Annotated in this window: 22 protein-coding genes, 2 tRNA genes and 1 pseudogene; 12 read left to right on the plus strand and 13 right to left on the minus strand. The window is 46.9% G+C overall.

Annotated features, from left to right (window positions below):
- On the plus strand, positions 1-2,043 hold a 2,043-nt coding region (locus K4A83_RS14095), incomplete at its 5' end, for a hybrid sensor histidine kinase/response regulator (protein WP_265265243.1).
- On the plus strand, positions 2,018-2,512 hold the full coding sequence (locus K4A83_RS14100) for a chemotaxis protein CheW (RefSeq protein ID WP_265265244.1): 495 nt from the start codon (positions 2,018-2,020) through the stop codon (positions 2,510-2,512). The genes K4A83_RS14095 and K4A83_RS14100, both read left to right, overlap by 26 nt.
- A 37-nt stretch (positions 2,513-2,549) precedes the next feature.
- Here K4A83_RS14100 and K4A83_RS14105 read toward each other — a convergent pair whose 3' ends face one another.
- The 4 genes from K4A83_RS14105 to K4A83_RS14120 all read right to left on the minus strand — a co-directional run bounded on the left by K4A83_RS14105 (position 2,550) and on the right by K4A83_RS14120 (position 5,733).
- Positions 2,550-3,617 (minus strand): tocopherol cyclase family protein, encoded by a 1,068-nt coding sequence (locus tag K4A83_RS14105; protein ID WP_265265245.1) that lies wholly within the window; start codon positions 3,615-3,617, stop codon positions 2,550-2,552.
- Positions 3,618-3,816: 199 nt separating this feature from the next.
- Positions 3,817-4,896: a class II fructose-bisphosphate aldolase gene (gene fba, locus K4A83_RS14110; protein ID WP_265265246.1), complete on the minus strand. Its 1,080-nt coding sequence runs from the start codon at positions 4,894-4,896 to the stop codon at positions 3,817-3,819.
- Positions 4,897-5,166: 270 nt separating this feature from the next.
- Positions 5,167-5,238: transfer RNA gene (locus K4A83_RS14115), tRNA-Lys, on the minus strand.
- A gap of 66 nt (positions 5,239-5,304) precedes the next feature.
- A complete protein-coding gene (locus K4A83_RS14120) occupies positions 5,305-5,733 on the minus strand; it encodes a hypothetical protein (protein WP_265265247.1) in 429 nt (142 codons plus the stop codon).
- A 787-nt stretch (positions 5,734-6,520) separates the two neighbouring features.
- Between K4A83_RS14120 and K4A83_RS14125 the strand changes: the two genes are divergently transcribed.
- Positions 6,521-7,912 carry an NAD-dependent malic enzyme gene (locus K4A83_RS14125; RefSeq protein WP_265265248.1) on the plus strand — a complete coding sequence of 464 codons (1,392 nt, stop codon included), beginning with the start codon at positions 6,521-6,523 and terminating at the stop codon, positions 7,910-7,912.
- Between the two features lie 144 nt (positions 7,913-8,056).
- Here K4A83_RS14125 and K4A83_RS14130 read toward each other — a convergent pair whose 3' ends face one another.
- Together K4A83_RS14130 and K4A83_RS14135 are read right to left on the minus strand one after the other, a co-directional pair.
- Positions 8,057-8,503 carry a DUF29 domain-containing protein gene (locus K4A83_RS14130; RefSeq protein ID WP_265265249.1) on the minus strand — a complete coding sequence of 149 codons (447 nt, stop codon included), beginning with the start codon at positions 8,501-8,503 and terminating at the stop codon, positions 8,057-8,059.
- A gap of 159 nt (positions 8,504-8,662) precedes the next feature.
- Positions 8,663-9,847 carry an NAD(P)H-quinone oxidoreductase subunit H gene (locus K4A83_RS14135; RefSeq protein WP_265265250.1) on the minus strand — a complete coding sequence of 395 codons (1,185 nt, stop codon included), beginning with the start codon at positions 9,845-9,847 and terminating at the stop codon, positions 8,663-8,665.
- A gap of 310 nt (positions 9,848-10,157) precedes the next feature.
- On the opposite strand from K4A83_RS14135, the gene K4A83_RS14140 reads away from it, so the two are divergent.
- The 4 genes from K4A83_RS14140 (at position 10,158) to K4A83_RS14155 (ending at position 15,316) form a co-directional block, all read left to right on the plus strand.
- Positions 10,158-11,597 carry a cytochrome ubiquinol oxidase subunit I gene (locus K4A83_RS14140; protein ID WP_265265251.1) on the plus strand — a complete coding sequence of 480 codons (1,440 nt, stop codon included), beginning with the start codon at positions 10,158-10,160 and terminating at the stop codon, positions 11,595-11,597.
- Between the two features lie 38 nt (positions 11,598-11,635).
- The gene (cydB, locus tag K4A83_RS14145; RefSeq protein ID WP_265265252.1) at positions 11,636-12,652 is read left to right on the plus strand and encodes a cytochrome d ubiquinol oxidase subunit II; all 1,017 of its coding nucleotides are present in this window, start codon (positions 11,636-11,638) and stop codon (positions 12,650-12,652) included.
- 54 nt (positions 12,653-12,706) lie between these two features.
- Positions 12,707-13,567 carry a 16S rRNA (cytosine(1402)-N(4))-methyltransferase RsmH gene (gene rsmH, locus K4A83_RS14150; RefSeq protein ID WP_265265253.1) on the plus strand — a complete coding sequence of 287 codons (861 nt, stop codon included), beginning with the start codon at positions 12,707-12,709 and terminating at the stop codon, positions 13,565-13,567.
- 519 nt (positions 13,568-14,086) lie between these two features.
- Positions 14,087-15,316, plus strand: coding sequence for a hypothetical protein (locus tag K4A83_RS14155; protein WP_265265254.1), 1,230 nt, complete (start codon positions 14,087-14,089; stop codon positions 15,314-15,316).
- Positions 15,317-15,526: 210 nt separating this feature from the next.
- Here K4A83_RS14155 and K4A83_RS14160 read toward each other — a convergent pair whose 3' ends face one another.
- Complete coding sequence (locus K4A83_RS14160; RefSeq protein WP_265265255.1) at positions 15,527-16,435, minus strand: alpha/beta hydrolase; 909 nt, start codon at positions 16,433-16,435, stop codon at positions 15,527-15,529.
- A 97-nt stretch (positions 16,436-16,532) separates the two neighbouring features.
- Here K4A83_RS14160 and K4A83_RS14165 point away from each other — a divergent pair, with 97 nt between their 5' ends.
- Positions 16,533-17,327: a TIGR01548 family HAD-type hydrolase gene (locus K4A83_RS14165; protein ID WP_265265256.1), complete on the plus strand. Its 795-nt coding sequence runs from the start codon at positions 16,533-16,535 to the stop codon at positions 17,325-17,327.
- On the opposite strand, the gene K4A83_RS14170 is transcribed toward K4A83_RS14165, so the two are convergent.
- The 3 genes from K4A83_RS14170 to aroB form a co-directional block, all read right to left on the minus strand.
- Positions 17,287-18,177 (minus strand): hypothetical protein, encoded by an 891-nt coding sequence (locus K4A83_RS14170; RefSeq protein WP_265265257.1) that lies wholly within the window; start codon positions 18,175-18,177, stop codon positions 17,287-17,289. The genes K4A83_RS14165 and K4A83_RS14170 overlap by 41 nt on opposite strands.
- 80 nt (positions 18,178-18,257) lie before the next feature.
- Positions 18,258-19,055: a tetratricopeptide repeat protein gene (locus K4A83_RS14175; RefSeq protein ID WP_265265258.1), complete on the minus strand. Its 798-nt coding sequence runs from the start codon at positions 19,053-19,055 to the stop codon at positions 18,258-18,260.
- A 184-nt stretch (positions 19,056-19,239) separates the two neighbouring features.
- Positions 19,240-20,337: a 3-dehydroquinate synthase gene (aroB, locus tag K4A83_RS14180; RefSeq protein ID WP_265265259.1), complete on the minus strand. Its 1,098-nt coding sequence runs from the start codon at positions 20,335-20,337 to the stop codon at positions 19,240-19,242.
- A 380-nt stretch (positions 20,338-20,717) separates the two neighbouring features.
- Between aroB and K4A83_RS14185 the strand changes: the two genes are divergently transcribed.
- Positions 20,718-21,947 carry a molybdopterin molybdotransferase MoeA gene (locus tag K4A83_RS14185; protein WP_265265260.1) on the plus strand — a complete coding sequence of 410 codons (1,230 nt, stop codon included), beginning with the start codon at positions 20,718-20,720 and terminating at the stop codon, positions 21,945-21,947.
- A 154-nt stretch (positions 21,948-22,101) separates the two neighbouring features.
- On the opposite strand, the gene K4A83_RS14190 is transcribed toward K4A83_RS14185, so the two are convergent.
- On the minus strand, positions 22,102-22,320 hold the full coding sequence (locus K4A83_RS14190) for a hypothetical protein (RefSeq protein WP_265265261.1): 219 nt from the start codon (positions 22,318-22,320) through the stop codon (positions 22,102-22,104).
- Between the two features lie 185 nt (positions 22,321-22,505).
- Here K4A83_RS14190 and K4A83_RS14195 point away from each other — a divergent pair, with 185 nt between their 5' ends.
- The 3 genes from K4A83_RS14195 to K4A83_RS14205 all read left to right on the plus strand — a co-directional run bounded on the left by K4A83_RS14195 (position 22,506) and on the right by K4A83_RS14205 (position 25,032).
- A complete protein-coding gene (locus K4A83_RS14195) occupies positions 22,506-24,338 on the plus strand; it encodes an ArnT family glycosyltransferase (protein WP_407810037.1) in 1,833 nt (610 codons plus the stop codon).
- A gap of 302 nt (positions 24,339-24,640) precedes the next feature.
- Positions 24,641-24,868 carry a hypothetical protein gene (locus K4A83_RS14200; RefSeq protein WP_265265263.1) on the plus strand — a complete coding sequence of 76 codons (228 nt, stop codon included), beginning with the start codon at positions 24,641-24,643 and terminating at the stop codon, positions 24,866-24,868.
- 90 nt (positions 24,869-24,958) lie between these two features.
- Positions 24,959-25,032 (plus strand) — tRNA-Asp (locus tag K4A83_RS14205).
- A gap of 164 nt (positions 25,033-25,196) precedes the next feature.
- On the opposite strand, the gene K4A83_RS14210 is transcribed toward K4A83_RS14205, so the two are convergent.
- Both K4A83_RS14210 and K4A83_RS23250 read right to left on the minus strand, forming a co-directional pair.
- Entirely contained in the window at positions 25,197-25,397 is a 201-nt protein-coding gene (locus tag K4A83_RS14210) for a hypothetical protein (RefSeq protein ID WP_265265264.1), read from the minus strand.
- Between the two features lie 220 nt (positions 25,398-25,617).
- Positions 25,618-25,703: pseudogene (locus tag K4A83_RS23250) on the minus strand (RNA-guided endonuclease TnpB family protein); the annotation flags it as partial.

The raw sequence follows: 25,703 nt of genomic DNA on the forward strand, positions 1-25,703 counted from the left end.
CCCCAACCCGTCAGCACAAAAACCCTCCGTCTTGAACTCGAACAACTCGAACATATTAATCACTTAGTCGGAGAATTACTAATTAATCAAAACCAACTCACCCTACGGGATGAACAGTTCCAAGGTGCTGTACAAAAACTATCAGATTGGCTCAAAAAACACCGTTTCACCTTAACCCAACTGCGGGATTATATTGCCGAATACAAAAACGAAGATCAGAAAAAACTCACCCCCACTCAAAGACTCCTTTATTCTGCCATTGAAGAGACCTCCCAAATTACCCAAGCTACGGAAGATATTAACCTGTTATCCCGCACCACTACCTCCACCATCGAGCGAGAAAAACGGATCTCCAAACAACTGCGAGATAATATCCAATCCGCCCGCATGGTTCCCCTGAAAACCTTGCTTAAACGATTTCCTCCGATGGTGAAACAACTCTCCTTTGTCCATAAAAAAGAAGTAGAGTTAACCCTCAAAGGAACAGAAGTAATGGTGGATAAAACCATCACCGAAAATCTCTATGATGCCCTATTACATCTGATTCGTAATGCCTTTGATCATGGCATAGAATCCCCCGAAATTCGTCAAACCCTAGGCAAACCCACCACCGGACAACTAGAAATTTATGCCTATAACCAAGGCAATCGCACCATCATTGAAGTGCGGGATGATGGACAGGGTTTAAACGTCGATAAGATTTGCCAAAAAGCTTTAAGTAAAGGGTTAATTACGGAGGTTGAATCAGAACGGATTAAACAACTCTTACATCCCGAAGATCGCCTAATCGAATTAATGTCTAGACCCGGTTTTTCCACAGCCGATCAAGTCAGTGATTTATCCGGTCGTGGGGTTGGTTTAGATGTAGTACAAACCCAACTCGCCAATATTAAAGGCTATCTCTCCGTCCGTTCCTTCCCCCAACAAGGCACAATCTTTTATGTCCAGATTCGGGAATCTTTGATGAGTGCCAGATTGCTCATCTGTCGCGCTAAAAACTCGATTTATGGTTTCGTATCCAATGAGATTGAACAGGTCTTAATTCCGGGGGATAATTTACGCTGGTTAGCGGGACAAAAAGTGTTAGATTGGCAACAAAAAGGGGAAGAATGTACCATCCCCGTCTATGAATTAGCGAGTCTTTTTCACTACTCAGGTCACTCCCTCACCCAACATCAAACCCTGCTGTTCCATGAGTCCTCAGAACAGGGATTAAGTCCTCTCCTACGCACACCGGATAATGTTCCTCCCGTGTTATTATTACGAACGACCGAGGGGTTAATCGGCTTAGAAGTGGATCAGGTGATTGAGGAACAGGAATTAGTGATTAAACCGATTTCTAGTGCGATCGCCCCTCCCCCCTACCTCTACGGTTGTAGTATTCTCGCAGATGGTCGTCTCACCCTCATTTTAGATGGGGCTGCCCTGCTCCAACAGGCCCAAAAGAAAGGGATTCGCGTCTTAAATGCAACCGAAGTGCGCCCCCAATTTTCCACCCCCTTCACCGTTGATGTATCCTCCTCCCCCCTCTCCACCCAACAATTAGGCCTCTTTGTCGCCCCCTCCGAAGACACCACCGAAACCGAAGAGCGTAGGAGTGCTAATATTGCCCTCAAAGGAGCAGAAGGACAAACCCCATCCTCCCCCACCCCAGCCCAGAATACAATCTTAGTCGTAGATGATTCCCTCACCGAACGGCAAACCTTGACCCTAATTTTGCAACGGAACGGCTATAAAGTTATTCAATCTAAAGACGGTTTAGAAGCCCTAGAAGCCCTGAAAACCACCCCAGAGGTCAAAATGATCCTCTGTGACATTGAAATGCCTCGGATGAACGGCTTAGAATTTCTCAGCCGTCTCCAACAAGACAAAACCCTTGCCCATCCTCCCATCGTGATGTTAACCTCCCGCAGTCGGGACAAATTCCAACATATCGCCATGTCTTTAGGGGCCTATGCTTATTTAACCAAACCCTACCTAGAACAGGAAATTCTCTCCACCTTAGAGGAAGCGATTCATGAACTTATCCCCCCAACGCACTGATACCGTTAAAGTAATTGTATTCCCCTTGGGAAATCACTTGTTTTCCTTACCCATGAAAGCCGTTTTAAAAATTCATCATTGTCCCCCCGATGCTCAAACGGGATTTGATGAAGTGGGATTAATTGATTTAGAAGATCAAACGGTTTTACTTCTGCCCTTAGAAGCTTTATTAAAAGAGCAGGACATGGGGGAGGAGGATGTGTTTTTAACCCCCATTTCCCAAGCACAACGCCCCTTTCTGATCTTAATTAAAAACCCTCGACAACAGCTATGTGGGATTCAAGTGGCAGAGTTACCGAACATGATTGATTTACCCCTCCACATCGTCCAACCTCTCCCCCATTCGGCTAAACAAACCAGCCCTGCCCAGTTTGCTCAATATGTCGCATTGTGGCAGTCTGAACAGGGGAAAAAGCCCATTTTTTTATTAGATATTGGGCGGGTAATGCAGGAAATTAATCAGGGATAAAAATTAGTTGATAACCGTTAACTTAGGCATTAACCAGTTAATCCTTAATCCAAGGTTTATCCCAAGGACTTCCCCCCACTTCCAAACCACAAACCGAACTTTCCGCCCTCACAATCACCCGGCCTTGTTTTTCCCGCAATTCTAAGCGCAAATGCCCCCGCATGGTATCCCGACAACAAAACGCTAACCCCTCAGAAGTAGGAGCGCGGAGGGGTGTTCCAGAATGCTCCGTTGTCCCTACTAATTCCACCTCATACTGAGCATTTTTCGCCTGCATTTTCCAGTATCCCCAAGGTTCTATCGCCCAACTCACCTCTGAATTCCACGGCACAAACTCATAAAATTTTCCGCGATAATGGAGACAAATTAAGGCCACCGATTCCATCCACCACAAAACCCCCCGCTTCCCTCCTCCGGCGGTAATGGCTAAATCATTTTCTTGTTTAAAGGAATTACAATTCACCCAAAACCAACGTTTTGGAAAAGCACGACCCCAGTTTTTTTCGTGATAGGCCGGAGCATCATCAAAATAATAAAGTTGTCCGCTCCAATCAATCCACCCCGTCGCTAAACCATGCGCCATTAAAATCTGCCATCCCGGCTCAAAAATGGGAAAAGAAGACAACCAGCCCGCCGTTGATTGTTGTGCCTGATTGGGATTTCCCCAGCCATAAATGGGCTTGATTTCATATTGCCAACGACAGTATTTTTTTGTGGCTGGATCTTGAATCATTCCTTGATTTAAATAGGCTGTTGCTTGGTAGCCTTGTTGAATTTGAGTTTCAAAGTCTTTGGGGTCTAATAGTTGCGGATTGTGCTTTAAATCCGTCTTTCCCCAATGTCCTAAACCGAGTTCATCTTTTGTTGCCCAAAATTGAGTTACATCAGGAAAAGTACGACATAAATATTCATCATTTGCGCCCAAAACTTGGGCTGCACCTCCACTATAGCCTTGTCCTCCTAGAGGGTCTTCAATGGAGTACATAAAGGCAAAGGTTTGTTCAAGGGTGGGAAGGGTGACGCGGAAATACCAACCTTCAAAAAAACGTTCAGAACTGCCGTTCCAATGATAGCCACTGTGGGGAGTTTGTAGGGGGTTAGACATAGGTCAAGAAAGAGGGATGAGTCCACATCAGGATAGCTTATTCTGCTCTTCGTTATCCATTGAACGGAAGTAGCAACTATTCCCCACCCCAGAATAGGTGGGGAGTATTTCCTCACAAAAATAGACCAGCGCGATTGTGCTGGTCTAATAATGTTTAGGAACGAGAGTCAACGCGACTCTCCCTTAATTCCCAAGGAAGCTAAACGGAAACCGCAGACTTCACAGAAGCAGACAATTCACCTTTGGCATACTTCGCCGCATACTCATCTAAGGTCATTTGTTTAATCTTGCTAGCATTCCCAGCCGTTCCGAAAGCTTGGTAGCGTTCTAAGCACACTTGTTTCATGTACTTGATGGAGGGCTTCATGAAGTGACGAGGATCGAAGTTTTTGGGATCCTTCGCGGCAGCTTCACGGATAGCGGCCGTAATCGCTAAACGGTTGTCGGTGTCGATGTTCACTTTGCGCACACCGCTCTTAATCCCTTTTTGAATTTCTTCAATGGGTACACCGTAGGTTTCAGGAATAGTACCACCGTATTGGTTGATCATGTCAATCCATTCTTGAGGAACGGAGGAAGAACCGTGCATCACCAAGTGGGTGTTGGGTAAGCGCTTGTGAATTTCTTCAATGCGACTAATCGCTAAAATTTCGCCCGTCGGTTTGCGGGTGAATTTGTAAGCACCGTGGCTGGTGCCAATAGCAACAGCGAGAGCGTCTACTTGGGTTTGTTCTACAAACTGAACGGCTTCGTCGGGGTCAGTCAGCAGTTGATCTTTGCTCAGAGTGCCTTCAAAACCGTGACCGTCTTCTTTATCCCCTTGCCCGGTTTCTAAGGACCCTAAACAACCTAATTCACCTTCTACACTCACACCGACGGAGTGAGCTACTTTAACCACTTCAGCCGTAACGCTGACGTTGTATTCAAAGCTGGCAGGGGTTTTAGCGTCTGCTTCTAAGGAACCATCCATCATCACGCTGGTGAAACCGTTGCGGATGGCAGAATAACAGGTGGCTGGGGAGTTTCCATGATCTTGGTGCATGGCAACGGGAATATGAGGATAGGTTTCCACTGCTGCTTGCACTAAGTGACGTAAGAAATTTTCCCCCGCATAGCTACGAGCGCCGCGAGAAGCTTGTAAGATTACAGGACTGTCAGCTTCTTGGGCTGCCTGCATGATGGAGATAATTTGCTCCATGTTGTTCACATTGTAAGCAGGAATCCCATAATCATTCTCGGCAGCGTGGTCTAAGAGCAGCCGCATAGGTACAAGCGCCATAAAATATCCTCCTAATGGTTTGTTCGGTCTTGTTATTGGGTTGAGCTTTCAGCTAGCACAAGCCAGATAAACGTTTTTTTGATGTTTGACAGTTTCCCACACCCAGCCCGAGATTAGGATGTCCGAGATGATAGTGTGATTTTTCTGTCGTCTTTTAGGTAATCTTAAGTTAGTTTACCAGAATCTTAAAGTTTTTTTCGGACTTGAGTATTTTTACTGTGGAGAATTTTTAGAGGTGATTTCTAGCATCCAGCACTTTTAATCTGGGAATGGGTCGCCCGGGATTCGAACCCGGAACTAATCGGTTAAAAGCCGAGTACTCTACCGTTGAGTTAGCGACCCCCCTAAAACTGTGTTGTTCACACGATTTATTAATGTAGCATAGCTTTTTGAAAATAGGCAAGCCCTTCAAGAAATATTTTTCAGGGGGGAGGGGCTATAATGGCCGCGAAAAATCTCTAAAAGCTGGTCAAATAAGGGTTCTCCCTTGCGTGTGGTGAGGATGGCTTCGGCAAGGGCAAAAAAATCTGGGTTGGTTTGGCGATCGCTTTCTATGGTTTTACTCGCCGGATAGAACATCACATCATCGGTGCGCAGTTCGTTAGTAATCCCAGTTTGCCAAACCTGATCTTGACGTTGCCAAGAAATGGAACGTCCGCGCAAGGTCATCTGAAACCATTCGATGGTTTCTCGCTGTAATTCAATAAAGAGATCAAAATAGGGTTCTCCCCCCTGATACCAAATGCGAACCCTGTGGGGATCCCCTTCTGTGGTCAGTAGTTTCTGATCAATACGTCGTAAGGAACGACCTAATAAGTTAATCTCGGCTTGTTCCATTCGGATCAAAATGTCCACGTAGGACGGATGATGTCTATGACCCTGTTTGCCCTTACTCCACGAACCGGAGGGCATGAACAAAAAGGCCTTGACAAGTCTTTTTCTATTGTGACACTCTCCCGACACGGACGGCAAGAGAAGGGTGGGATGTTGACATCCTCCCCGGCCTAAAGGCACGGGGATTCCCAGTCTGTCCACATTAAGTGGACTCCTGATGGGTAGACAGACAAGCAACCGCCCCCGATGGGGGCCTCACACTGCTTAACGCCTGTCCATTCAGGTCGGCAAGCCCTGCCGCCATAATATTTACACTGGCATTCACATCCCGGTCTTGTTCTGCACCACAGTTGAGGCACAGTAAGGGTTTCGTTCACTCAAAATCGACCAATGCCCTCAGCCTCGGCATCACCAGCAGAGGCTGAGGGCATTGGTGATGCTCCCTCCCTGCAAGCGAGGAAGGGGAATTCCGCAACATTTTGTTAAATTTCGCGGGTTGGGGGAAAAACTTGTGTAGGATGCGAAAATGGGGGTTGTTTGTTTTGGGGTAGTTCAACAGCAAGCTGTTCTCACAGGGGAGGGGTTGTGCTAACTCCGATAACCAATCGCCAAAATCTTAAGGGTCTGGAACGGCACTTTTTGGATTTTCCTGAAAGCTTTGCGGAATAACGCATCTATGACTTTTGAGGGGGACAGTGTGATCGCCGTATTGTTCGGCAATAGCTGGATAGGTGTCGCGTAAATGGATTCAGATATCGAAGCATGAATTGCGATTATTAAGGGAGAAACAATGGTTCACTTAACCCCGAATCCTAGTTTTAGTTTAACGATTTCTATTGAACTACCCAACACACCGGGAATGTTGGCGAGTGTCACCCATGCGATCGCCTTGCGAGGGGGAAGTATTGGTCAGATTAATTTACTCCAGCATACGCGCAAATTATCGAGACGGGAATTTGTGGTGGATGCGTCGAGTACGGAACACGCTGAGGAAATTGTAGCCTCGATTAAGGATGTTCCCCATGTCAAGGTGTTGCGGGTGTCCGATCGAACCTTTGACCTGCACCGGGGGGGTAAGATTGGGATGCAGTGCCGAATGCCCTTAACGGATCAATCGGATTTAGCAATGGCCTATACTCCGGGGGTGGGGCGGATTTGTAAGGCGATCGCAGAAGATCCCCAACAGGTTTTTTCCTTGACCATTAAAAGTAATACCGTGGCCATTATCACCGATGGTAGCGCGGTATTAGGATTAGGCAATCTCGGACCCGAGGCCGCTTTACCCGTCATGGAAGGCAAGGCCATGTTATTTAAGGAATTTGCCGGAATTGATGCCTTCCCCATCTGTTTAGATACCCAAGACACCGAGGAAATCATTGCCACGGTCAAACATATCGCTCCCGTGTTTGGGGGGGTAAATCTGGAAGATATCAGCGCCCCTCGGTGTTTTGAGATTGAAAAACGCTTGCGGGAAGAGTTAGAAATCCCCGTGTTTCACGACGATCAACACGGCACAGCTATTGTCACCCTCGCGGCCTTATTTAATGCCCTCAGACTGGTCAAACGAGAGCTAGAGGCAGTGAAAATCGTCATTAATGGGGCTGGGGCGGCGGGGGTGGCCATTGCTAACCTCATACTCCATTCTGGCGCTCGTTCCATTATCATGTGTGACTCGAAAGGGATTCTCTCCCGTCAGCGCACAGATTTAAACCCCCAAAAACAATTCTTTGCCGTTGACCAAGAGGGGACGTTAGCCGATGCTGTACAGGGAGCCGATGTGTTTATTGGGGTGAGTGTGCCGGGAGTTTTAACCCCAGAAATGGTACGGACTATGAATGAGGGGGCGATTATTTTCGCCATGGCGAATCCAGTGCCGGAAATCCAGCCGGAATTAGTGCCGGATGAGGTGGCTGTGATGGCGACGGGACGTAGTGACTACCCCAATCAGATTAACAATGTGTTGGCCTTTCCGGGGATTTTCCGGGGGGCGTTAGACTGTCGGGCGCGGAAAATTACGACGAATATGTATGTTCAAGCGGCTAGTGCGATCGCCTCTTTAGTGTCGGTCCAAGATTTAGATCGGGAGTTTATCATCCCCTCCGTATTTGATAAGCGCGTGTCCTCGGTCGTTTCAGCCGCCGTCCAACGGGCCGCCCGGGAAGACGGGGTAGCCCGTCGTTAGATTGCAACCCAACTTAAACGATAGAAACCGGGTTTGTGGCCAGATGTATACCCAGACAAGGGAGTGAAAGAAACCCGGTTTCTGGCTAGGAATTCAATGTTAGGTTGCGCGTCTCGCTGCACCTAACCCATAAATCAGAGAACATTACGGTAGCCAATTCATAGCTAGTAACTGTTCGAGAGAATAAGGACATTCTTCAGGAAATTGAACTGTATATCCGGTCTTTTGCCGGACATAATTTAAAGCCTTTACATAAATATTGGCTTGGTTCTCTTGGAGATGATTCTGTAAATTCTGAGTTAAATCTTCATTGAGTTGACCTCTAAAACTCATGATTTCCGCTTTCCAATGATTAGCATTATATTCAGATTCAGAATGCCAGTATTGTAGCAGGAGTAAATGTCTAATAATCTGTTCGAGGAATCGTTCTACCGATTTTTTTTCCCGTCGCCCCAATTCCTCTAACTCCTCAATTAAATGTTGCTGATCTAATTCTTCGAGTCGGTTATGTTTTAAACAATCGATCGTTTTACTTAACCACTGTTCACGATCAAGATCATAGAGAGAACTGGCTGAATTGTGTTGATTCATAATCGAGCTTAAATAGCTAAAAATGAGCGGTTGGGTTTCGCACTCCGATTCACCCAACCTCAAGTTACACAAAAAGCGGGTAAATTCACTACCCGCTTTTTATTCGGAATCTCGCCCCCGTTAGGCGACTGTTTTCAGGATTCACTGAGACGATGAAACCTAACGATCCACAGACCCCATAATTACATCGATACTGCCCAAAATTGCCATAATATCGGCAACTTTCACCCCTTTTAAGAGTTGGGGCAGGATTTGTAAATTATTAAAATCCGGTGGGCGGACTTTAAAGCGCCAAGGGAAGACATTATCATTACCCACAATAAACACCCCCAGTTCACCTTTGCCACTTTCCAAGCGGACATAGTGTTCTCCGGCTGGAATCTTAAAGGTAGGGGCGACTTTTTTGGCAATGTACTGATAATCAAAGCCGTTAAATTCCGACTTTTTACCTTCCATTAAGCGTTTAGCTTCCAGATTCTCGTAGGGGCCCCCCGGAATCCCCTGACAAGCTTGGCGAACGATCTTAATCGACTCGCGCATTTCCCGAATCCGCACGAGATACCGGGCGAAACAATCCCCTCCGGTTTCCCACTGCACCTCCCAATCCAAATCGTCATAGCATTCGTAGTGATCCACTTTGCGTAGATCCCACTTGACACCGGATCCCCGTAACATGGGGCCGGATAATCCCCAGTTAATGGCATCTTCCCGGCTAATGGTGCCGACTCCTTCCACCCGACGGCGGAAAATGGGGTTATTGGTGATTAATTTTTCATATTCATCAATTTTCGGGGCGAAGTAGTCGCAAAAGTCGAGGCATTTGTCAATCCACCCGTAGGGCAGATCGACGGATACCCCACCCACCCGGAAATAGTTGTTATTAATCAAGCGAGAGCCAGAAGCCGCTTCCCAGAGGTCATAAATGAGTTCTCGTTCTCGGAAGATATAAAAGAAGGGGGTTTGCGCCCCTACATCTGCCAAGAAGGGTCCTAACCAAAGTAAATGATTAGCAATGCGGTTCAGTTCTAACATGATGACGCGGATATATTGGGCGCGTTTCGGCACTTCAATATCCGCTAACTGTTCCGGTGCATTGACGGTAATGGCTTCATTAAACATCCCGGCGGCGTAGTCCCAACGGCTGACGTAGGGAACATACATCACAGTGGTGCGGTTTTCGGCGATTTTTTCCATCCCTCGGTGGAGGTAGCCGATCACGGGTTCGCAGTCGATCACGTCTTCCCCATCAAGGGTGACGATCAGACGTAAAACCCCGTGCATCGAGGGATGGTGTGGCCCCATGTTTAAAACCATGGGTTCGGTTCTAGTTTCTATTTGTGCCATAGATTCGGCAGTGTCCCTCTTATCTGCTGGTTGCTCGAAGACTCTAAGACGCGGTGAGCAAAATAAATCTTCCGCGCTTGAGTCGAGTTGTTATTGCACATCATCAATGAATCATTATAGGAGACAGCGTAGACCCAACACTGAATCTAAGGTTGGATTTGCTGGTTTAAGGGGAAGTTGGAACTTCGACAGACTGTAAAACTATTTTGGTATACAACAAAATATTAATTTTTTGTCAAGCTTGGTAATAATTCAAAACCTTGGGGTGACAATCTAGGTGAAATCAGGATTAGCTTACAACCGAGTGATCATGGACTTTCTCTCTAACACCGTCGTCTTATCGCGGATGCAGTTTGCCTTGACTGCAATTTTTCATATGCTGTGGCCTGTATTAACCACAGGTTTGGGGATTTACCTCGTGATTATCGAAGGTCTTTGGTTAAAGACCAAGAACAAAGACTATTATCACCATGCCCGTTTTTGGGTGAAACTCTATGTTCTGAATTTTGGGATTGGTGTTGCGAGTGGGATTCCTATGGGGTTTCAGTTTGGCACCAACTGGGCGCCGCTGTCTGAGGCGATTGGTAATTTTTTTGGGAGTATTATTGGCTTTGAGGCTTCTTGGGCGTTTATGCTAGAGGCGGCCTTTTTGGGGATTATGGTCTTTGGTTGGGAACGAGTCAATCCGATTATTCACTACATCGCCACTATTTTGGTGGCCATTGGTGCTAACCTCTCCACCTTCTGGATTTTAACGGCTAATTCTTGGTTGCAGACTCCGGCCGGGGTGGAATTGGTAGAGGGGAAATATGAGGTGATTGATTATGTGGCGGCGGTTTTTAATCCCTTTATGATTAACAGTGTGATGCACATGGTGTTAGCCACCTTGGAGACTTCCCTGTTTGTCATTGGGGGGATTAGTGCTTGGTATATGTTCAAACAACGGCACACGGAATTTTTTAGTAAATCCTTTAAAATTGTTTTGGTGGTGGCGATCGCAGTGGCCCCCCTCCAAATCTATGTTGGTCACTTAAGCGGCGAACAAGTCCAAGAGTATCAGCCGACTAAATTAGCTGCCATGGAGGCCCAATGGGAAACCATTCCAGCTGGACAAAGTGCCGACTGGAGTGTACTGGCCATTCCCAACGAAAAAGCCGAACGAAATGACTGGGAACTAAAAATTCCCCAAGCTTTGGGGTATATATTAGAACTCAAACCCACCCTCTCTAAACCTGTCCTAGGCCTCAAAGAATGGACCCCTGAACAACGGCCCCATCTCTTAGGCTTAATTTATTACGCCTTTCGGACTATGGTTGCCATTGGCTTCTTTTTGGCCGGATTAATGCTGGTCACTATCTTCGAGTGGATGCGAGGCAAACTCTCCCCTGACATTATTGCTCAACAGCGTTGGCTTTTAGGTGGCTGGATTTTTGCCGCCCCCTTGGGTTACATTGCCATTGAATCGGGTTGGATTGTGCGCTGTGTGGGACGGCAACCTTGGACGGTTTATAACACGATTCGCACCAGTGATGCGGCAGCAAATTTACCGCCGGGAAATGTTTTAACAACCCTGATCTTCTTTGCTGTTACCTACACGCTGTTACTGTTCGCGGCCTTTTATTTTGGTCGTCGGATTATCCTCAAAGGTCCTAATTTAGAATTACCTTTACCGGGGGAAACGACCCCCATTTTAGGTGTGAACCCGGGGCAATTTAAACCGGATCAACGTCCGACAGAAGCCCAACAGTAAAGGAAGAAATTAGGAGAGATTGTTTTACCTCAAGACCTATGGAAACATTAGATTATTTATTGCCCCAGGTGTGGTTTGGAATTTTGGCGTTGTTTTTGTTCCTCTATGTGATGCTAGATGGTTTTGATTTGGGGGTTGGGATTTTATCCCTGACCTCCTCTAGTGAGGAACGTCGTAGCATCTTAATGACCAGTTTAAGCAATATTTGGGATGCCAATGAAACTTGGCTCATTTTGATGGGTGGAAGCCTATTTGGAGCGTTTCCCTTAGCCTATGGGACGATTTTACAAGCTCTCTATATCCCTGTATTTATCATGATTTTTGGTCTGATTTTTCGGGCGGTGGCTTTTGAATTTCGGGAACAGGCGAACCGGAAATGGTTTTGGAATATTGCCTTTGGTTTGGGGAGTTTTTTGGCTGCTTTGGGACAAGGTTTTGCCTTGGGAGGGGTTTTGGAAGGGATTCAAGTGGATGCCTCGGGTCACTTTATTGGGGGGAGTTGGGATTGGTTGCGTTTCCCCTCGGTCGTAGTGGCATTAACTTTGATACAGGGTTATGTTTTGATTGGGTCTACCTATTTGATTTGGAGGACAGAGGGAGAACTGCAACAAACCCATTACAAAACGGCTAAAATTGCGGCCTTGACGACCTTAATTGGGGCGATTGTAATTACTATTGTGACTCCGATTGTCTATGAATCGGCGCGATCGCGTTTATTCTCCCAACCGCTCATTTATATCTTCGCCCTCATCCCCCTGTTAGGGATTCTCTTGATCTGGCAACTGTGGCAGAGTTTGGAGAAAAAGAAGGAAGCCCTACCTTTTGTCTGGACAATTCTCCTGTTCCTGTTAACCTTTATGGGGTTGGCTTTAGTCATTTTTCCGTACATTATTCCCAACTCTATCACCATTTATCAAGCCGCCGCCGCGCCGAGTTCTTTAGTGATTATGATTATTTTCATCGGGGCCTTAATTCCGGTGATGTTGTTCTACAACATTTATCAGTATGTGGTGTTTCGGGGCAAAATCACTGTTGACGAGGGGGAGATAGGATAGAAGGAAGGGGCAACCTTGACCGATAATGGGGACAAGTTACCTGTTACCTCCATCATGTCTAGTTCCTCTTCTTCCTTTGTCCATATTCCGGTTTTGAGTCAAGAGTTAATCACGGGCTTAGAAGTCAAAGCGGGAGGATATTATCTAGATGCCACGGTGGGAGGGGGAGGTCATACGGCTTTAATTTTAGCCAGTGCGCCTGATGTGCGGGTGATGGCGCTGGATCGGGATGGGGAGGCGATCGCCCATTGTCAAACCTACCTCCCCAACACCGTCCAATTCTGGCAGGGCAACTTTGCCGATTATTGCCCCCTCAACACCCAATTTGATGGCATTATCGCCGATTTAGGCGTAAGTTCCCCCCAATTTGACCAGCCCCAACGAGGGTTTAGTTTCCAACACAGCGCCCCCCTCGATATGCGCATGGATTGCCGTCAATCTCTCACGGCCGGCGATATTATTAATCATTGGGCTGAATCTGAACTGGCTAACATCTTCTATCACTACGGAGAAGAACGCTTATCCCGTCGCATTGCTCGGCGGATTGTGGACAAACGCCCCCTACAAACCACCACCGAATTAGCCGATCTCATCGCCAGCGCGGTTCCCCCCAAATATCGCTACGGACGTATCCACCCCGCCACCCGCGTTTTTCAAGCCCTCCGCATTGCCGTTAACGGCGAATTAGAAGCCCTAGAACAGTTTTTGACTCAAGCCCCCACTTGGCTTAAAACAGGGGGTAGAATCGGCATCATCAGCTTCCACAGTCTCGAAGATCGTTTAATTAAGCACAGTTTCCGCAACAACGAACAGTTAAAAGTCCTCACCAAAAAGCCCATCACCGCACAACCGGAAGAACAAGCCCAAAATCGTCGTTCTCGTTCGGCTAAATTGCGTTTTGCCCAACGGATTTAAGTGGCTTTCTTGAGGGTGGGCATTGCCTAGGAATCGGTCAAGATTGCTCTGTTCTCACTTCCCTAGAATTCAGCCACTTGACAAACTGTCTTAAGATCCCACAATTCCCAAAAAGACAGTGTTAGAGTTTAACTATCGATAACGTCTAGAGTTGAGTTCTATCGATTCCCTTGTCCTGAGTTTATCCCTTCCATAGCAATCCTAAATAAGATTGTGGTAAGGGCAATTCGTGAATTCCCCCTAGGATACGGGTTAAATGTCAAAAAACATGACAACTTAAATAGGATTGTAATAGCTAGCTCAACATAGCTATGCCATAGCAACTCATCATGTACTTTTTCTATGAAATACGGCAATGTTAGCTAAAATCTGGCGGTGAGTTTTTGGGAGTCCCTGTCGCTACACCCAACCGACACATAACCTGCTTTTTTCGATTTCATAGAAACATCCAGCCAAGCACTTGAAAGGTGCGATAGATTCGTATGTATTCACTTTTTGTAATAACAATCTAAACCCAATATGTTTACAAAAATAACTCGTTGGTTCGGCCGATTTTTTAACAAATCTAGCACCATCAATAATGAGCCGATTAATAAAGTTAGTTTAATCATTGTTATTGCCATTGATTTGTTTATTTTAGGCAATGTTTTCTGGGGCCTAAGTGATATTGGACAATGGCACTTGAGCGCTGGGGAACAATATCCCTGTTATTATAGTTGGGATGCTTACCGCACAGAAACCCCTGAAAATAAAGATTTTGAGAGGATTCGCTCATCCATTAGTTTAGATGAGTATGGTAGCCCCAATCCCTATCCCAACGAATTAAAACGGTTAGGGTCTGTTTCAGAAGTTTGTCTTAATTACCGTCAAATTGAAGACCGAATTAACACACCGCAAAATCAACAAGTCATACGGGTAATTAATGAAAAACAGGTCAATATTAATGACCTAGAATACAAAAATCAGCGTATTCGCAGTCAATATGATTCTACTCTATTAGAACAAATTGCGGGGCAACCTCGGGATCTTTCCATTAATACCGTTGAAGCTGCACAGGCGAAACAAAACCTAGATGAAAATAACCGCCAAATTGCTAATATTAAGGGAGAAATTTCCACTTTACAAGAGGAATTACTCGCACAACCTGCTAGTGTTGAATTGCTCGCCCTTTTGAATAACGACACGATCTTTAACCAGCTACAAAAGGACTATAATCACGCAGCTTATTGGTATCCTAGCCTTCAGTTTGCCTTACAAGCGATCTTTTTGTTACCCCTGATTATTCTAGCCCTTTGGGTGCATAATTTTGCCCAAGGGAAAAACTATGGTCTGGTGGCGTTGATGAGTTGGCATTTGCTGATCATCTTCTGTATTCCCCTAATCCTGAAAATCTTCGAGGTTTTACAATTTGGGCTGATTTTTGATGTTTTAGTGCGAGTGCTTACCCAACTTTTAGGGGGGTTACTATTCCTGATCAGTTATGTCTACATTTTGATTGTGCCGTTAGTGGGTTTTGGCATTATCAAGTTCTTTCAAAAGGTGGTATTTAACCGGAAACTACAAGTAGCTAATCGGGTCCAAAAAGGGAAATGTATGAATTGTGGGAAGAAACTGCGGGGGGATGAGTCTCACTGTCCCCATTGTGGTTATTATCAATATGTGGAATGCCCCAATTGTTTACATTTAACTTACAAGTATTTGTCCTATTGTAAGGTGTGTGGTCATCCCCAAGAAACCTATCATGATTGAGGTTAAAGGTTGATTGATTATATAGCGTTCCCATTTGAGTTTTGTAATCCATAAGGGAAAGCAAAGGGAACAGGGAATAGGGAATTGATAATTGACAATTGACAATTGACAATTGTTTCCGATTCCCGACTTCCGTTCGCGGAGCGTTCAGAAGGAAAGGAAAAATCCCCGGATTCCCGACTTCCGAAGTTATTCAGCAAGCCCTATATATTAAGAAGACAGTTGAGAGAGAAATTGATCGACTTGTTGGCGATAGGGTTCACCTCCGGCACTAGCGGCGTTGTTATGTCCGGCATCAGGGACAATATAGAGGGCTTTGTGAGGGTGTTTAGCCGCTTCAAAGAGGGTTTGACTCATTCTGGCAGGAATGCGCCGATCTTGGGCGCTGTGGATGAAAAGGATGGGGAGATTGAGGTGAGGGAGTTTGCTGAGGGAGTCGAAATGATGGTTGAGGAGTAGTTGAACGGGGAAAATCTTGTAGATGCCATCATGATCGATCATATCGGTGAGGGAGGTAAAGGAACACTGGATGATCAGGGCGGCTAAGTCGGGGTGGTGGGTGGCGAGTTCGATGGCGATCGCACCTCCGAGAGAATGACCATACACTACCACATCACAAGCCCGACAGCCCCGTTCTTTGAGCAAATAATCTAAGGCCACTTCTGCATCCTCATAAACCTGTTTTTCCCGAGGAAAAGGCCCCCTACTTTGCCCATAACCCCGATAATCAAACAGTAAGACAGAGTACCCCAGTTGATGGAATACATGGGATTGATCGAGGTTTGCCCCCACATTAAACCCATTGCCGTGGAGTTGTAAAACCACCCCTCGGGGGGGACCAGAGGCAGGAATCCACCAACTATAGAGGAACTCTTGGGAGCGCTCGGGAATGGGAATTGAGATCACCTCGTAATCCATCCCCCATTGTTCTGGAGTGTTGGTAATTTGGGAGGAGGGGAAGAAAATTAAACGGTTTTGCCACTTCCACACAACAAAACAAAGCAGGAGATAGGCGATCGCACCAATGCCGACAATCGAACCTAACCCTTGCCAGAGTTCCATCCATTCCATTAACGTGAGTCCAATCCAGTGGGGTAAATGTGCCGAAAAAAAGTTCATCGAGGGTGCTGTAAAATCCAATGAGTTAATCTAGTTCTTCTGATCCTCGTCCAAGGGCAGGAGACGGGGACATTGAACGTCTGAACAGGAGCTTACAATGATCATTGTATTTGATATTGACGGGGTAATCCGCAACGTGGGGGGATCTTACCGTCGGGCGATTATGGATACAGTCGCCCACTTTACCCAAAACCAATATCGCCCTAGCTTAGAAGATATTGACCAACTTAAAGGGGAGGGGATTTGGAACAATGACTGGGAAGCCTCCCAAGAACTAATTTACCGCTACTTTATGACCCAAGGGCAATCCCGCGAGGAGATCGCCCTCAACTACGAGGAAATTGTCCAGTTTTTCCAACGTCGTTATCGTGGCACCGATCCCACCCATTGGAACGGCTATATTACCCAAGAACCCCTCTTAGTCGATCAAGTCTATTTTGATGATCTGACCGCCCATCAGATCCCTTGGGGCTTCTTTAGTGGGGCTACCCGAGGATCGGCGGAATATGTACTAAAACACCGTCTGAGATTAGTGGATCCGGTGTTAGTCGCCATGGAAGATGCACCCGGTAAACCCGATCCTACGGGTCTGTTGTTAGCTCGTCAACAGTTAACCCAACGTCATGGGCTAGATATCCATACACCTGTATTATATGTTGGGGATACCGTGGGGGACTTATACACCGTTCAACAGGCCAAAGAACAAGATCCCCAAACCCCCTGGATAGGGATTGGCATTTTACCCCCCCATGTGCAAACCAACCCTGAACAAGAGGCCGCCTACAGTGCCAAACTCATGACAGCCGGAGCGGAAGCGGTGTTTAATAATGTGGGAGAACTCACCCCGGAGACTATTCGGCAAAGGGTTGAAAACAGTTCTCTAACGCTCTAAAGGGTTCAATATTCAGCCGATCCACCTCCCTCGCTTCTGGGGGGGGAACAAAATTAAAATGGGAGGGGGGGAATAGGGGATGTTCTACCCGGTGGTGAACCGTTTCCACGAGATTGAGTTCCTGTTCACCATCCCGCACCGTAAAATCCGTTTGGGTGATGCGGTTTTGATAGGGATCGACAAAAAAGCGGGCGATTAAACTGGGGGGGTTTTTGAACTCATAAAGGCGATGAATGCGTTGGTTGCCTAGGGTAACATTGGCAATGGTTTGATCCTCGGGTGAACCACTTAAAAAGGCGGCGAGGATGGTGTCAATGGGGCGCATTCCCTGATCGATTTGCGCCTTGATGGGGGCTGGAGTCCTCATATAGAAGAAGTTGAGGAAGCCCAACATGATATAGAGGTGGGGGGCATTCTCTAGGAAGTTGCTGGTTTCTCGTTCCGTGTAGCGATTGCGATCGGAGCGATGAAACCAGACGGTTTCCCCGTTGTTGATCAGTTGAACTTGAAACACGGGATCGCCATTGGGTTGTAAAAAGGTGATTTCTGTGCGGAAACGGTCGGGATATTGGGTAATGGAGTTTAAGCGATAGTTGAGTTGAACCCGATCTGTGCCACAGTCAGCCCGCAGGGCAATGGTGGATTCGGTGTGATACACCCGGCCCCGGATCAGGTTTAATAGACCATTCCCTAACAGGGAAAAGTCTAGGCTGGTGGAGTGTTCAGGGGGGGGAGGGGGTAGGAGACGACTGCGTTGGGCTAGGGTGGAATTGGCCTGCACAGGTGACACTGCGCCCTGTAGTCCCACCAGTAGGGAACAAAGGGTTAAGAGGGAACGAGAGAATTTCATCGGACAGCCTCACAATAAATTAGGGAAAAACAAAGGGGCAAGGAGAACTTGCGTGAATAGAATTTTGGTTCTTCTAGAGATTAATCGAGATTGAGGAATTTTTCGAGAGCGGCGACCATTTTGGGCGGCCAACGACGGACGGTTTTGACCCATTCAATATCTTGATACCTTTGATCCATGCCCACGGTAGCCACCCAGTTACTTTCGGCTTCTCCCTGTTGTCCTTGTTCCCACAGGGCGGCGGTGAGGGCGGCGCGCATATCGGGGAACATGGGGTATTTACGGACTAAATTACGCATCATGCGCAGGGCTTCGGGCTGTTGTTCGGCTTGATAAAGGGTGAGGGCATAGTTAGCGAAGGCAAAGGCGAAGTCTGGGGCTAATTCGGTGGCTTTTTTATAGTCCTCAATGGCGGCTTGCCAATGGCCTTGTCCGGCTTGGGCGTTGCCGAGATTATTGTAGGCTAGGGGATCTTGGGGGGTAAGACTGAGGACTTTTTCGTAGTCGGCGATCGCTTTTGACCATTGTTGCTGTCTTTCGTAAGCTATACCCCGGTTTAAGTAAGGATCTGGAGCATCGGGGGCTAGTTTAATGGCTTGATTATAGTCTGCAATCGCCCCTTGTAATTCATTTTGACTCACCCGCATATTGCCCCGATTACTCCAGACTGCCGGATTCTCGGGGAAGGCTTGAATTAAGTCGCTCCAATACTGTTCGGCTTGGGCAAAATTCCCCCGTTCGGCGGCATTAATGGCTTTGGTTGCGATCGCCTCCCCCTGTTCCAAGGAAAGCCCGCCTTCCTGGGCCCAAGCCAGATTCCCATTCCCCCAGCACAACACCACCGCGAACACCGTAATAATTCCGATAATCCAACGCATAAGTCCTAGTAATCTGAGTGATCCTACCATCTCCTCAGTTTACCTGAATGTCGCCAGAAGGCTGGCACTCTGTGGGTGAGGGTGAGTAAATCTAGCATTAGTGATGGCGATATGTCCTTGTTTAATGAATTTGAATTACCCGACCCTACTTCGTTGAGGGTGGGGATTCCTTTCTTATTACTGTTCACTGTTTCAACTCATCAATGACTTGACCTAACAGGTCATTGGGAACTTCATCGGTAATCTTAACCTTGCCCAATTGGGTGGGCAAAATAAAACGAACTTTCCCGCTTTTTACCTTTTTGTCCATTTGCAAACTCTCCACAATGGCTCCGGTATCCAAATCTTCGGGAATGTGGGTGAGAAGTCCAGTTTTGCTAATTAGGGCATTCTGACGACTGGCTTCAGGTTCGGTCCATAATTGCATTTTTAAGGCGATCGCGCCCGCCGCCACCATACCAATTCCCACCGCTTCCCCATGATTAATCCGGGAATAGCCTGTTAAACTCTCAATGGCATGACCAATGGTGTGGCCATAGTTTAAAATGGCGCGTAATCCCGACTCCCGTTCATCTTGACTCACTACATCCGCTTTGGCCTGACAGGAACGAGTTAGAATCACTTGCAATAACTCAGCCTCTAAATCCGAAAAATCTTGTAAACGATCTGCTTTTTCTAACTGGGTGAATAAATCCTCATCCCAAATCACCCCATATTTAATCACCTCGGCCATGCCTGCGCGAAACTCTCGCGGGGGAAGCGTCCTTAAGACTTGGGGATCAATAAACACTAATTTCGGTTGATAAAATGCCCCAATGAGGTTTTTTCCTTGGGGATGATTAACTCCCGTTTTCCCCCCAACGGATGCGTCTACCATGGCGAGTAAAGAGGTCGGCACCTGGACAAAGTTAATCCCTCTTAGCCATGTTGCGGCGGCAAATCCAGTCAGATCGCCAATGACTCCTCCCCCTAATGCTACTAGAGTGGAAGAGCGTTCTAAACGGTGTTGTAAGGCGGTGTCATAAATGCGGGCTATAGAATCTAGGGTTTTATAGGATTCCCCGGCTGGGATAAGATGACTACTGACGGTATATCCGGCTTGTTCGAGGGATTGGACGATGATGGCTCCGTAGTGGTGGAAGATTTCGGGGTTAGAAATGACTAGGACTTTGTGACCTAAACCGAGGGGTCGCATTTGTTCGCCCAATTGAGATAGACTGTCAGGGGCGATCGCAATATTGTAGCTATTGTCAGGTAAATTAACGGCAATGAGAGAGGACATGGGGATTGATTGCTCAACAGTTCAGCCTCTATTATCCTTGATTTTCGAGTCCTCTCCTGTCCCCAATCGGGTAAAATAGCAGAATTCTAGGACTCGAACCCACTTTTTAGGAGAATTAACATTATGGCAATTGTTGCGTATTTCTTCATTTTGGCCGTTTTTGCGACCCTTGCGGTTGTCGCTTACAAAGGTTTCCGCGCTATTGGCCTAATTTAATATAAAGAGTTGCGGAATTCCCCATCCTGCCGGGTGGGGTGGTTCACGATCAACCCGATTGTCCCCCCTAGCCCCCTCTTTGTAAAGGGGGAAGGCGAGGAAAACCCCCTTTTTGTAGCCTGTTAATCGTGGCCGATAAGTATTAATAACTGAGTGTTGATTAAATGTTACCTGTTGCCGACGCTGAACGCTTGATCTTAGACCTAATTCAACCCCTGAGTGAAACGGAAACCGTGAGTCTGGAAAGTGCGACGGGGCGCATTTTGGCGGCCTCTGTCACCAGTGGATTAGACTTCCCCTATTGGGATAATTCGGCGATGGATGGCTATGCCGTGCGCTGGGAGGATCTGAAAAGTTGCGATCGCACCCATCCCCAAACCTTCCCCATTATTGAAGAAATCCCCGCCGGATCTCAACCCCAAAAAACCCTAGAATCGGGACAAGCTGCCCGCATTTTTACCGGAGCCATTATGCCCCCCGGTGCTGATACCGTGATTATGCAGGAAGACACGGAACGAAATGGGGATACCGTTACTATTTTAGCCGCTCCCCAACCCTATGATTTTGTGCGAAAAAAAGGGGAATACTATCAAGCAGGTACGACTTTGTTAAATACCGGAACCTTAATTGATGCCCCAGAATTAGCGATTTTAGCCAGTGCAAAATGCAATCCCTTAAAGGTCTATCGTCGTCCTCGGGTGGCTATCTTTTCCACCGGAGATGAACTAATCACCCCCGATCAAAGCTTAACCCCCGGCAAAATTGTTGACTCGAATCAATATGCTTTAACGGCATTTTTAATCAGTCAAGGGGCAGTTCCCATCAATTTAGGCATTGTTCCTGATCAAACCCAACAGTTAAAGGCTACAATTAGTCGAGCCATTAGAACCGCCGATTTTGTCTTGTCCACCGGAGGGGTTTCTGTGGGAGATTATGATTATGTGCAAGACGTTTTAACCCAATTAGGCGGCAAAATTCATCTAAACAGTGTGGCCATAAAACCCGGAAAACCCCTCACCGTCGCCACGTTTAATCAAAATAACCAGCCCTGTGTTTATTTTGGGATTCCGGGAAATCCTGTTTCTGCCCTAGTGACCTGTTGGCGTTTTGTCAAGCCTGCGTTACAAAAATTATCAGGAAATGCCGAAGATCCGAGGGGGAAATTTATTCAAGGTCGAACCAACCAAGCGTTAAAAGCGAGTGGAAAGCGGGAAACCTATCTCTGGGGAAATGTGGTGTGGCAGGGGACAGAATACCAGTTTAATTTAGCCGGAGGAGTGCATAGTTCAGGGAATTTAATTAATTTAGCGACAACTAACGCTTTAGCTGTCGTTCCCGTGGGAGAAACTTTGATTCATCCCGGTTCAATGGTACAAATTATGACTTTCCGGTAATTCTTGGAGTTTTGTGAAAAGTTCACAAGCCCCACGCTCAAGGTTTCACCGGGAGCGAATCAGTCCAACGGTTAGCGAATGATTCTCCCTCCAATGGGTAAAACCTCCTGATGACTCAGGAGGTTTTTGAGATGATCTAACCCTCGGTGGGACATTAAACGGATTTGTGAAAGACAGCAAAGGATTCCAGGAGCGTGGAAGGACAGGCCTCACGCTGGACTTCCCCCCGTTTCAGCGCTGCTTCAAGTTTGGCGATCGCCTCCATCTCGGAAGATTGAAAAGAGCGAATGGCCAGAATTTGACGGATGAGACTTTCAGATGCAACACTTAAACAACCTGTCTCAAAAGCAGACTTAACAAGTGCGTAAATCATAATGAATTAGCACCCTGATTGGTTGACTACTTCTAGGATAGACAAATCTTTGAGCAGAGGAAATTGATTTGAGGCGATCGCGCAGGTGATTCTGCTCACAACAAGCCCGACCTATTACCCACACCCCCTCGTCAATCAGAACCCTTTCAAGCTAAATTAAGTCTGATTAAGTGCATTGTGTGAGGATGGAGGGCGTGATTCACAACTTGAACACTTGGTGGCATCACTTGGAGAAAAATCCCCAGAGAACCGGATGGTTTTGTGGGGTATCTTTAGCTATTATTGCCGGAATTTGCTTCTTGCTGGCCTTGGGTAGCACCCCTTTAGTAGACGAAACTGAACCCCTGTTTGCTGAAGCGGCGCGACAAATGACCGTAACCGGAGATTGGATTACCCCCTACTTCAATCAAGAAACCCGCTTTGATAAACCGCCCCTCATTTACTGGTTAATGGCGATCGCCTATAACCTCATTGGGGTCAATGAATGGGCGGTGCGTCTACCTTCAGCCCTCTCGGCCATTAGTTTAATGGTCCTAGTCTTCATCACCCTACGTCGTTGTGGCTTGGCTCGCCCCAAAAATGCCCAGCCCGAAGCCCTCAACAGTCGCACCAGTCAGCGTCAACTTTGGCTTTCCCCTTGGATTGCCTCCGCCCTATGCGCCCTCAATATTCAAACCATCGCTTGGGCAAGAACAGGGGTTTCAGATATGTTACTGAGTGGCTGTATGGGGGGGGCAATGTTATGTTTTTTCTGTGGCTATACAGCCCCCCAAGAGGCCTCAGAACGCCGGATACTTCCCAATGGGTGGTATATCGCCTTTTATACCCTCCTCGCCCTAGCCGTCTTAGCCAAAGGCCCCGTCGGGATTGTCTTACCCGGTCTAACCATTATTCCGTTTCTGCTCTATGTGGGGCAGTTTCGGACAGTCTGGCGAGAAAGTAAACCCCTTTTGGGAGCCCTGTGGTTTGCTCTGTTAACGGTGCCTTGGTATGTGTTGGTCATATTGGATAATGGTCAAGACTATATCGACTCGTTTTTTGGCTATCACAATGTAGAACGGTTTACCCAAGTGGTCAATGAACATTCGGCCCCTTGGTTTTTCTACTTTTTGGTGGTGTTGGTAGGCTTTTTACCTTGGTCGGTCTATTTACCTTGGGCGATCGCACGTTTACGCTTTTGGCAGCCTCAACTATGGCGACAACAGCCCCGCACCGCCCATCTAGGGATTTTTGCCCTCGCTTGGTTTACCAGCATTTTTGTCTTTTTCACCATTGCCGTCACCAAACTCCCCAGTTATGTTCTCCCCCTTCTACCTGCCGCAGCCATCTTAGTCGCTCTCCTCTGGAGTGATCTCCTCACCCGCGAATCTCCCTCAGACCAAAAACCTTGGGGGATGTGGTGGACTGGGGGGATTAATGGTCTATTCCTCTTGGCGTTAGGGATTGCTTGTTGGCGGATTCCCCAATTTATGGGGTTTGATCCCGCTGCTCCGAATTGGGATCAGGTGGTAGACCAAACGCCTTTCCCGGAAATTGGGGCGGTAATTTGGTGTCTTGGGGCCGGTGCGATCGCCCTTTGTCTCATCCTCTCCCGTTATCGTCACTGGATTTTGTTGATTAACCTCGTGGTCTTTACCAGTTTTCTGTTATTTAGTGCTTTACCTCTGTTAGATGTTGCCGTCGGACAGCGACAAAATGCTCTGAAGGAACTCTCCCTCGAAGCCAGTCAAGTGATTCAACCGGAGGAACAAATGATGATGATTGGCTTCTGGAAACCCAGCATTGTCTTTTATTCCCACATTCCCACCCTCTTTTTCTCCCATACCCCCATCGCGCTCAAACATTGGCGAGAGGAAGCCGATCAGATAGAGCCAGAGGATAGTTTATTGTTGATTTCTTATCCCAATTCTGTGGAGCAACTCAATTTACAACCCCAAGATTATGAGATGTTGGCGGAAAAGGGGGCTTATCAATTGTTCCGTTTTTCCCCTCGGGTGTTGTTGGAACGGAATCCGTGATCGATAGGGAGCAGGGGAGCGGGGGAACAATTATCAATTATCTATTTCCTGTTCCCGATTAATCTAGGAGAGTCGCCTTAACTTTTAGTCACAAAAACAAGGATTTAAACTCACCTAATCCCCCCTCAGCTTGAAGTTGTGCGAAGTTTCTTCAAGATTCCCCGGGGAGTTGTTTACGTTACCTTTCTTTATCGGAGTCGAGTGTTAGTGTAAGTGTGGTTGATGCCTTACCCCAAATACATTAGCTCCAGTCTTGTCCCTACCCCCCTATTATAAACCCGTTTGACCAGAAGGTAACATTTATGATGCTCCCCTTGTTTCCCCTCCTGCTTTTGTTCCTGGCCTTGGGTAATATCTGCATTTATCAACGTTCTACGAATGAATTAACTCGCGTCCTCACGGTTGCTACAGCAGCCGTTTGTTTGATCTGGGGATTTGCGATCGCCCATTGGTCAATCCACCTCCTGAGTTTGCTGCTGCTGTTTAAATACCGTGGATTGGCTTTTGCTCTGAGTTCTAGCCGTTCCTAATTCCTCTAAAATCCCAATTTTAAACAAATTTTCAAAAAAGACTTGACACGCCCACCGAATTTTAGTTATATTAAATTCCGGTGCGCAATTGGGACTGTAGTTCAACTGGTTAGAGCACCGCCCTGTCACGGCGGAAGTTGCGGGTTCGAGCCCCGTCAGTCCCGTTCTAGAAAATCTGAACTCTAAAAACCCTGATCATAAGGTCAGGGTTTTTCAAGATCAGGGTTTTTCAAGACTACATTAAAAAGACCCTTCTTGAGAGAGGGTCTTTTTTGCTAAGGGCAGGTTCACAGAAAATCAAATTCTTATTAAGGTCAGCAGATAGCGGTTAACTCATAGCGGCATTGCTGCGGTCGTAGGACGTGCGAGAAGCAGAACTGGTTTTTCCTTGAATACGACTGCTGTAGTGAGCGGTGTCCACATCAACGCCAATTTCAGAAGCAGCACGACCTAACATCGATTCTTGGCGGTTACGGACGATCCGATTATGACGCATCATTAACGCACGAGCTTGTTTTTGGGTATCCATAAATTTTGTCTCCGTATTGCTTTATTCAAAAAGTGAATTTTTTGTTTTTTGCTTATGTTTTTACTATAGCAGGAAATTCTGTAACAATGGCTACAAAATGCAATCTGTTTAACAAACTTAATATTTTTTTTGGGATCAAGGCTAAATAAACTGTAGCCGCGAGATTGTAGGGGGTCTGGTTGACGTTCTCCCCCGCCTGAAGGCAGGGGGATTCATCGTTCTACGAGTCTCCGTTAGCTGACAGGATTTCTCCAACCAACCAAGAGGGAATCTCTCCCGATGCGTGAATTCGGGCGCGCCCCACCC

It is taken from the genome of Spirulina subsalsa FACHB-351 (assembly GCF_026130165.1).
GTDB lineage: Bacteria > Cyanobacteriota > Cyanobacteriia > Cyanobacteriales > Spirulinaceae > Spirulina_A > Spirulina_A subsalsa_A.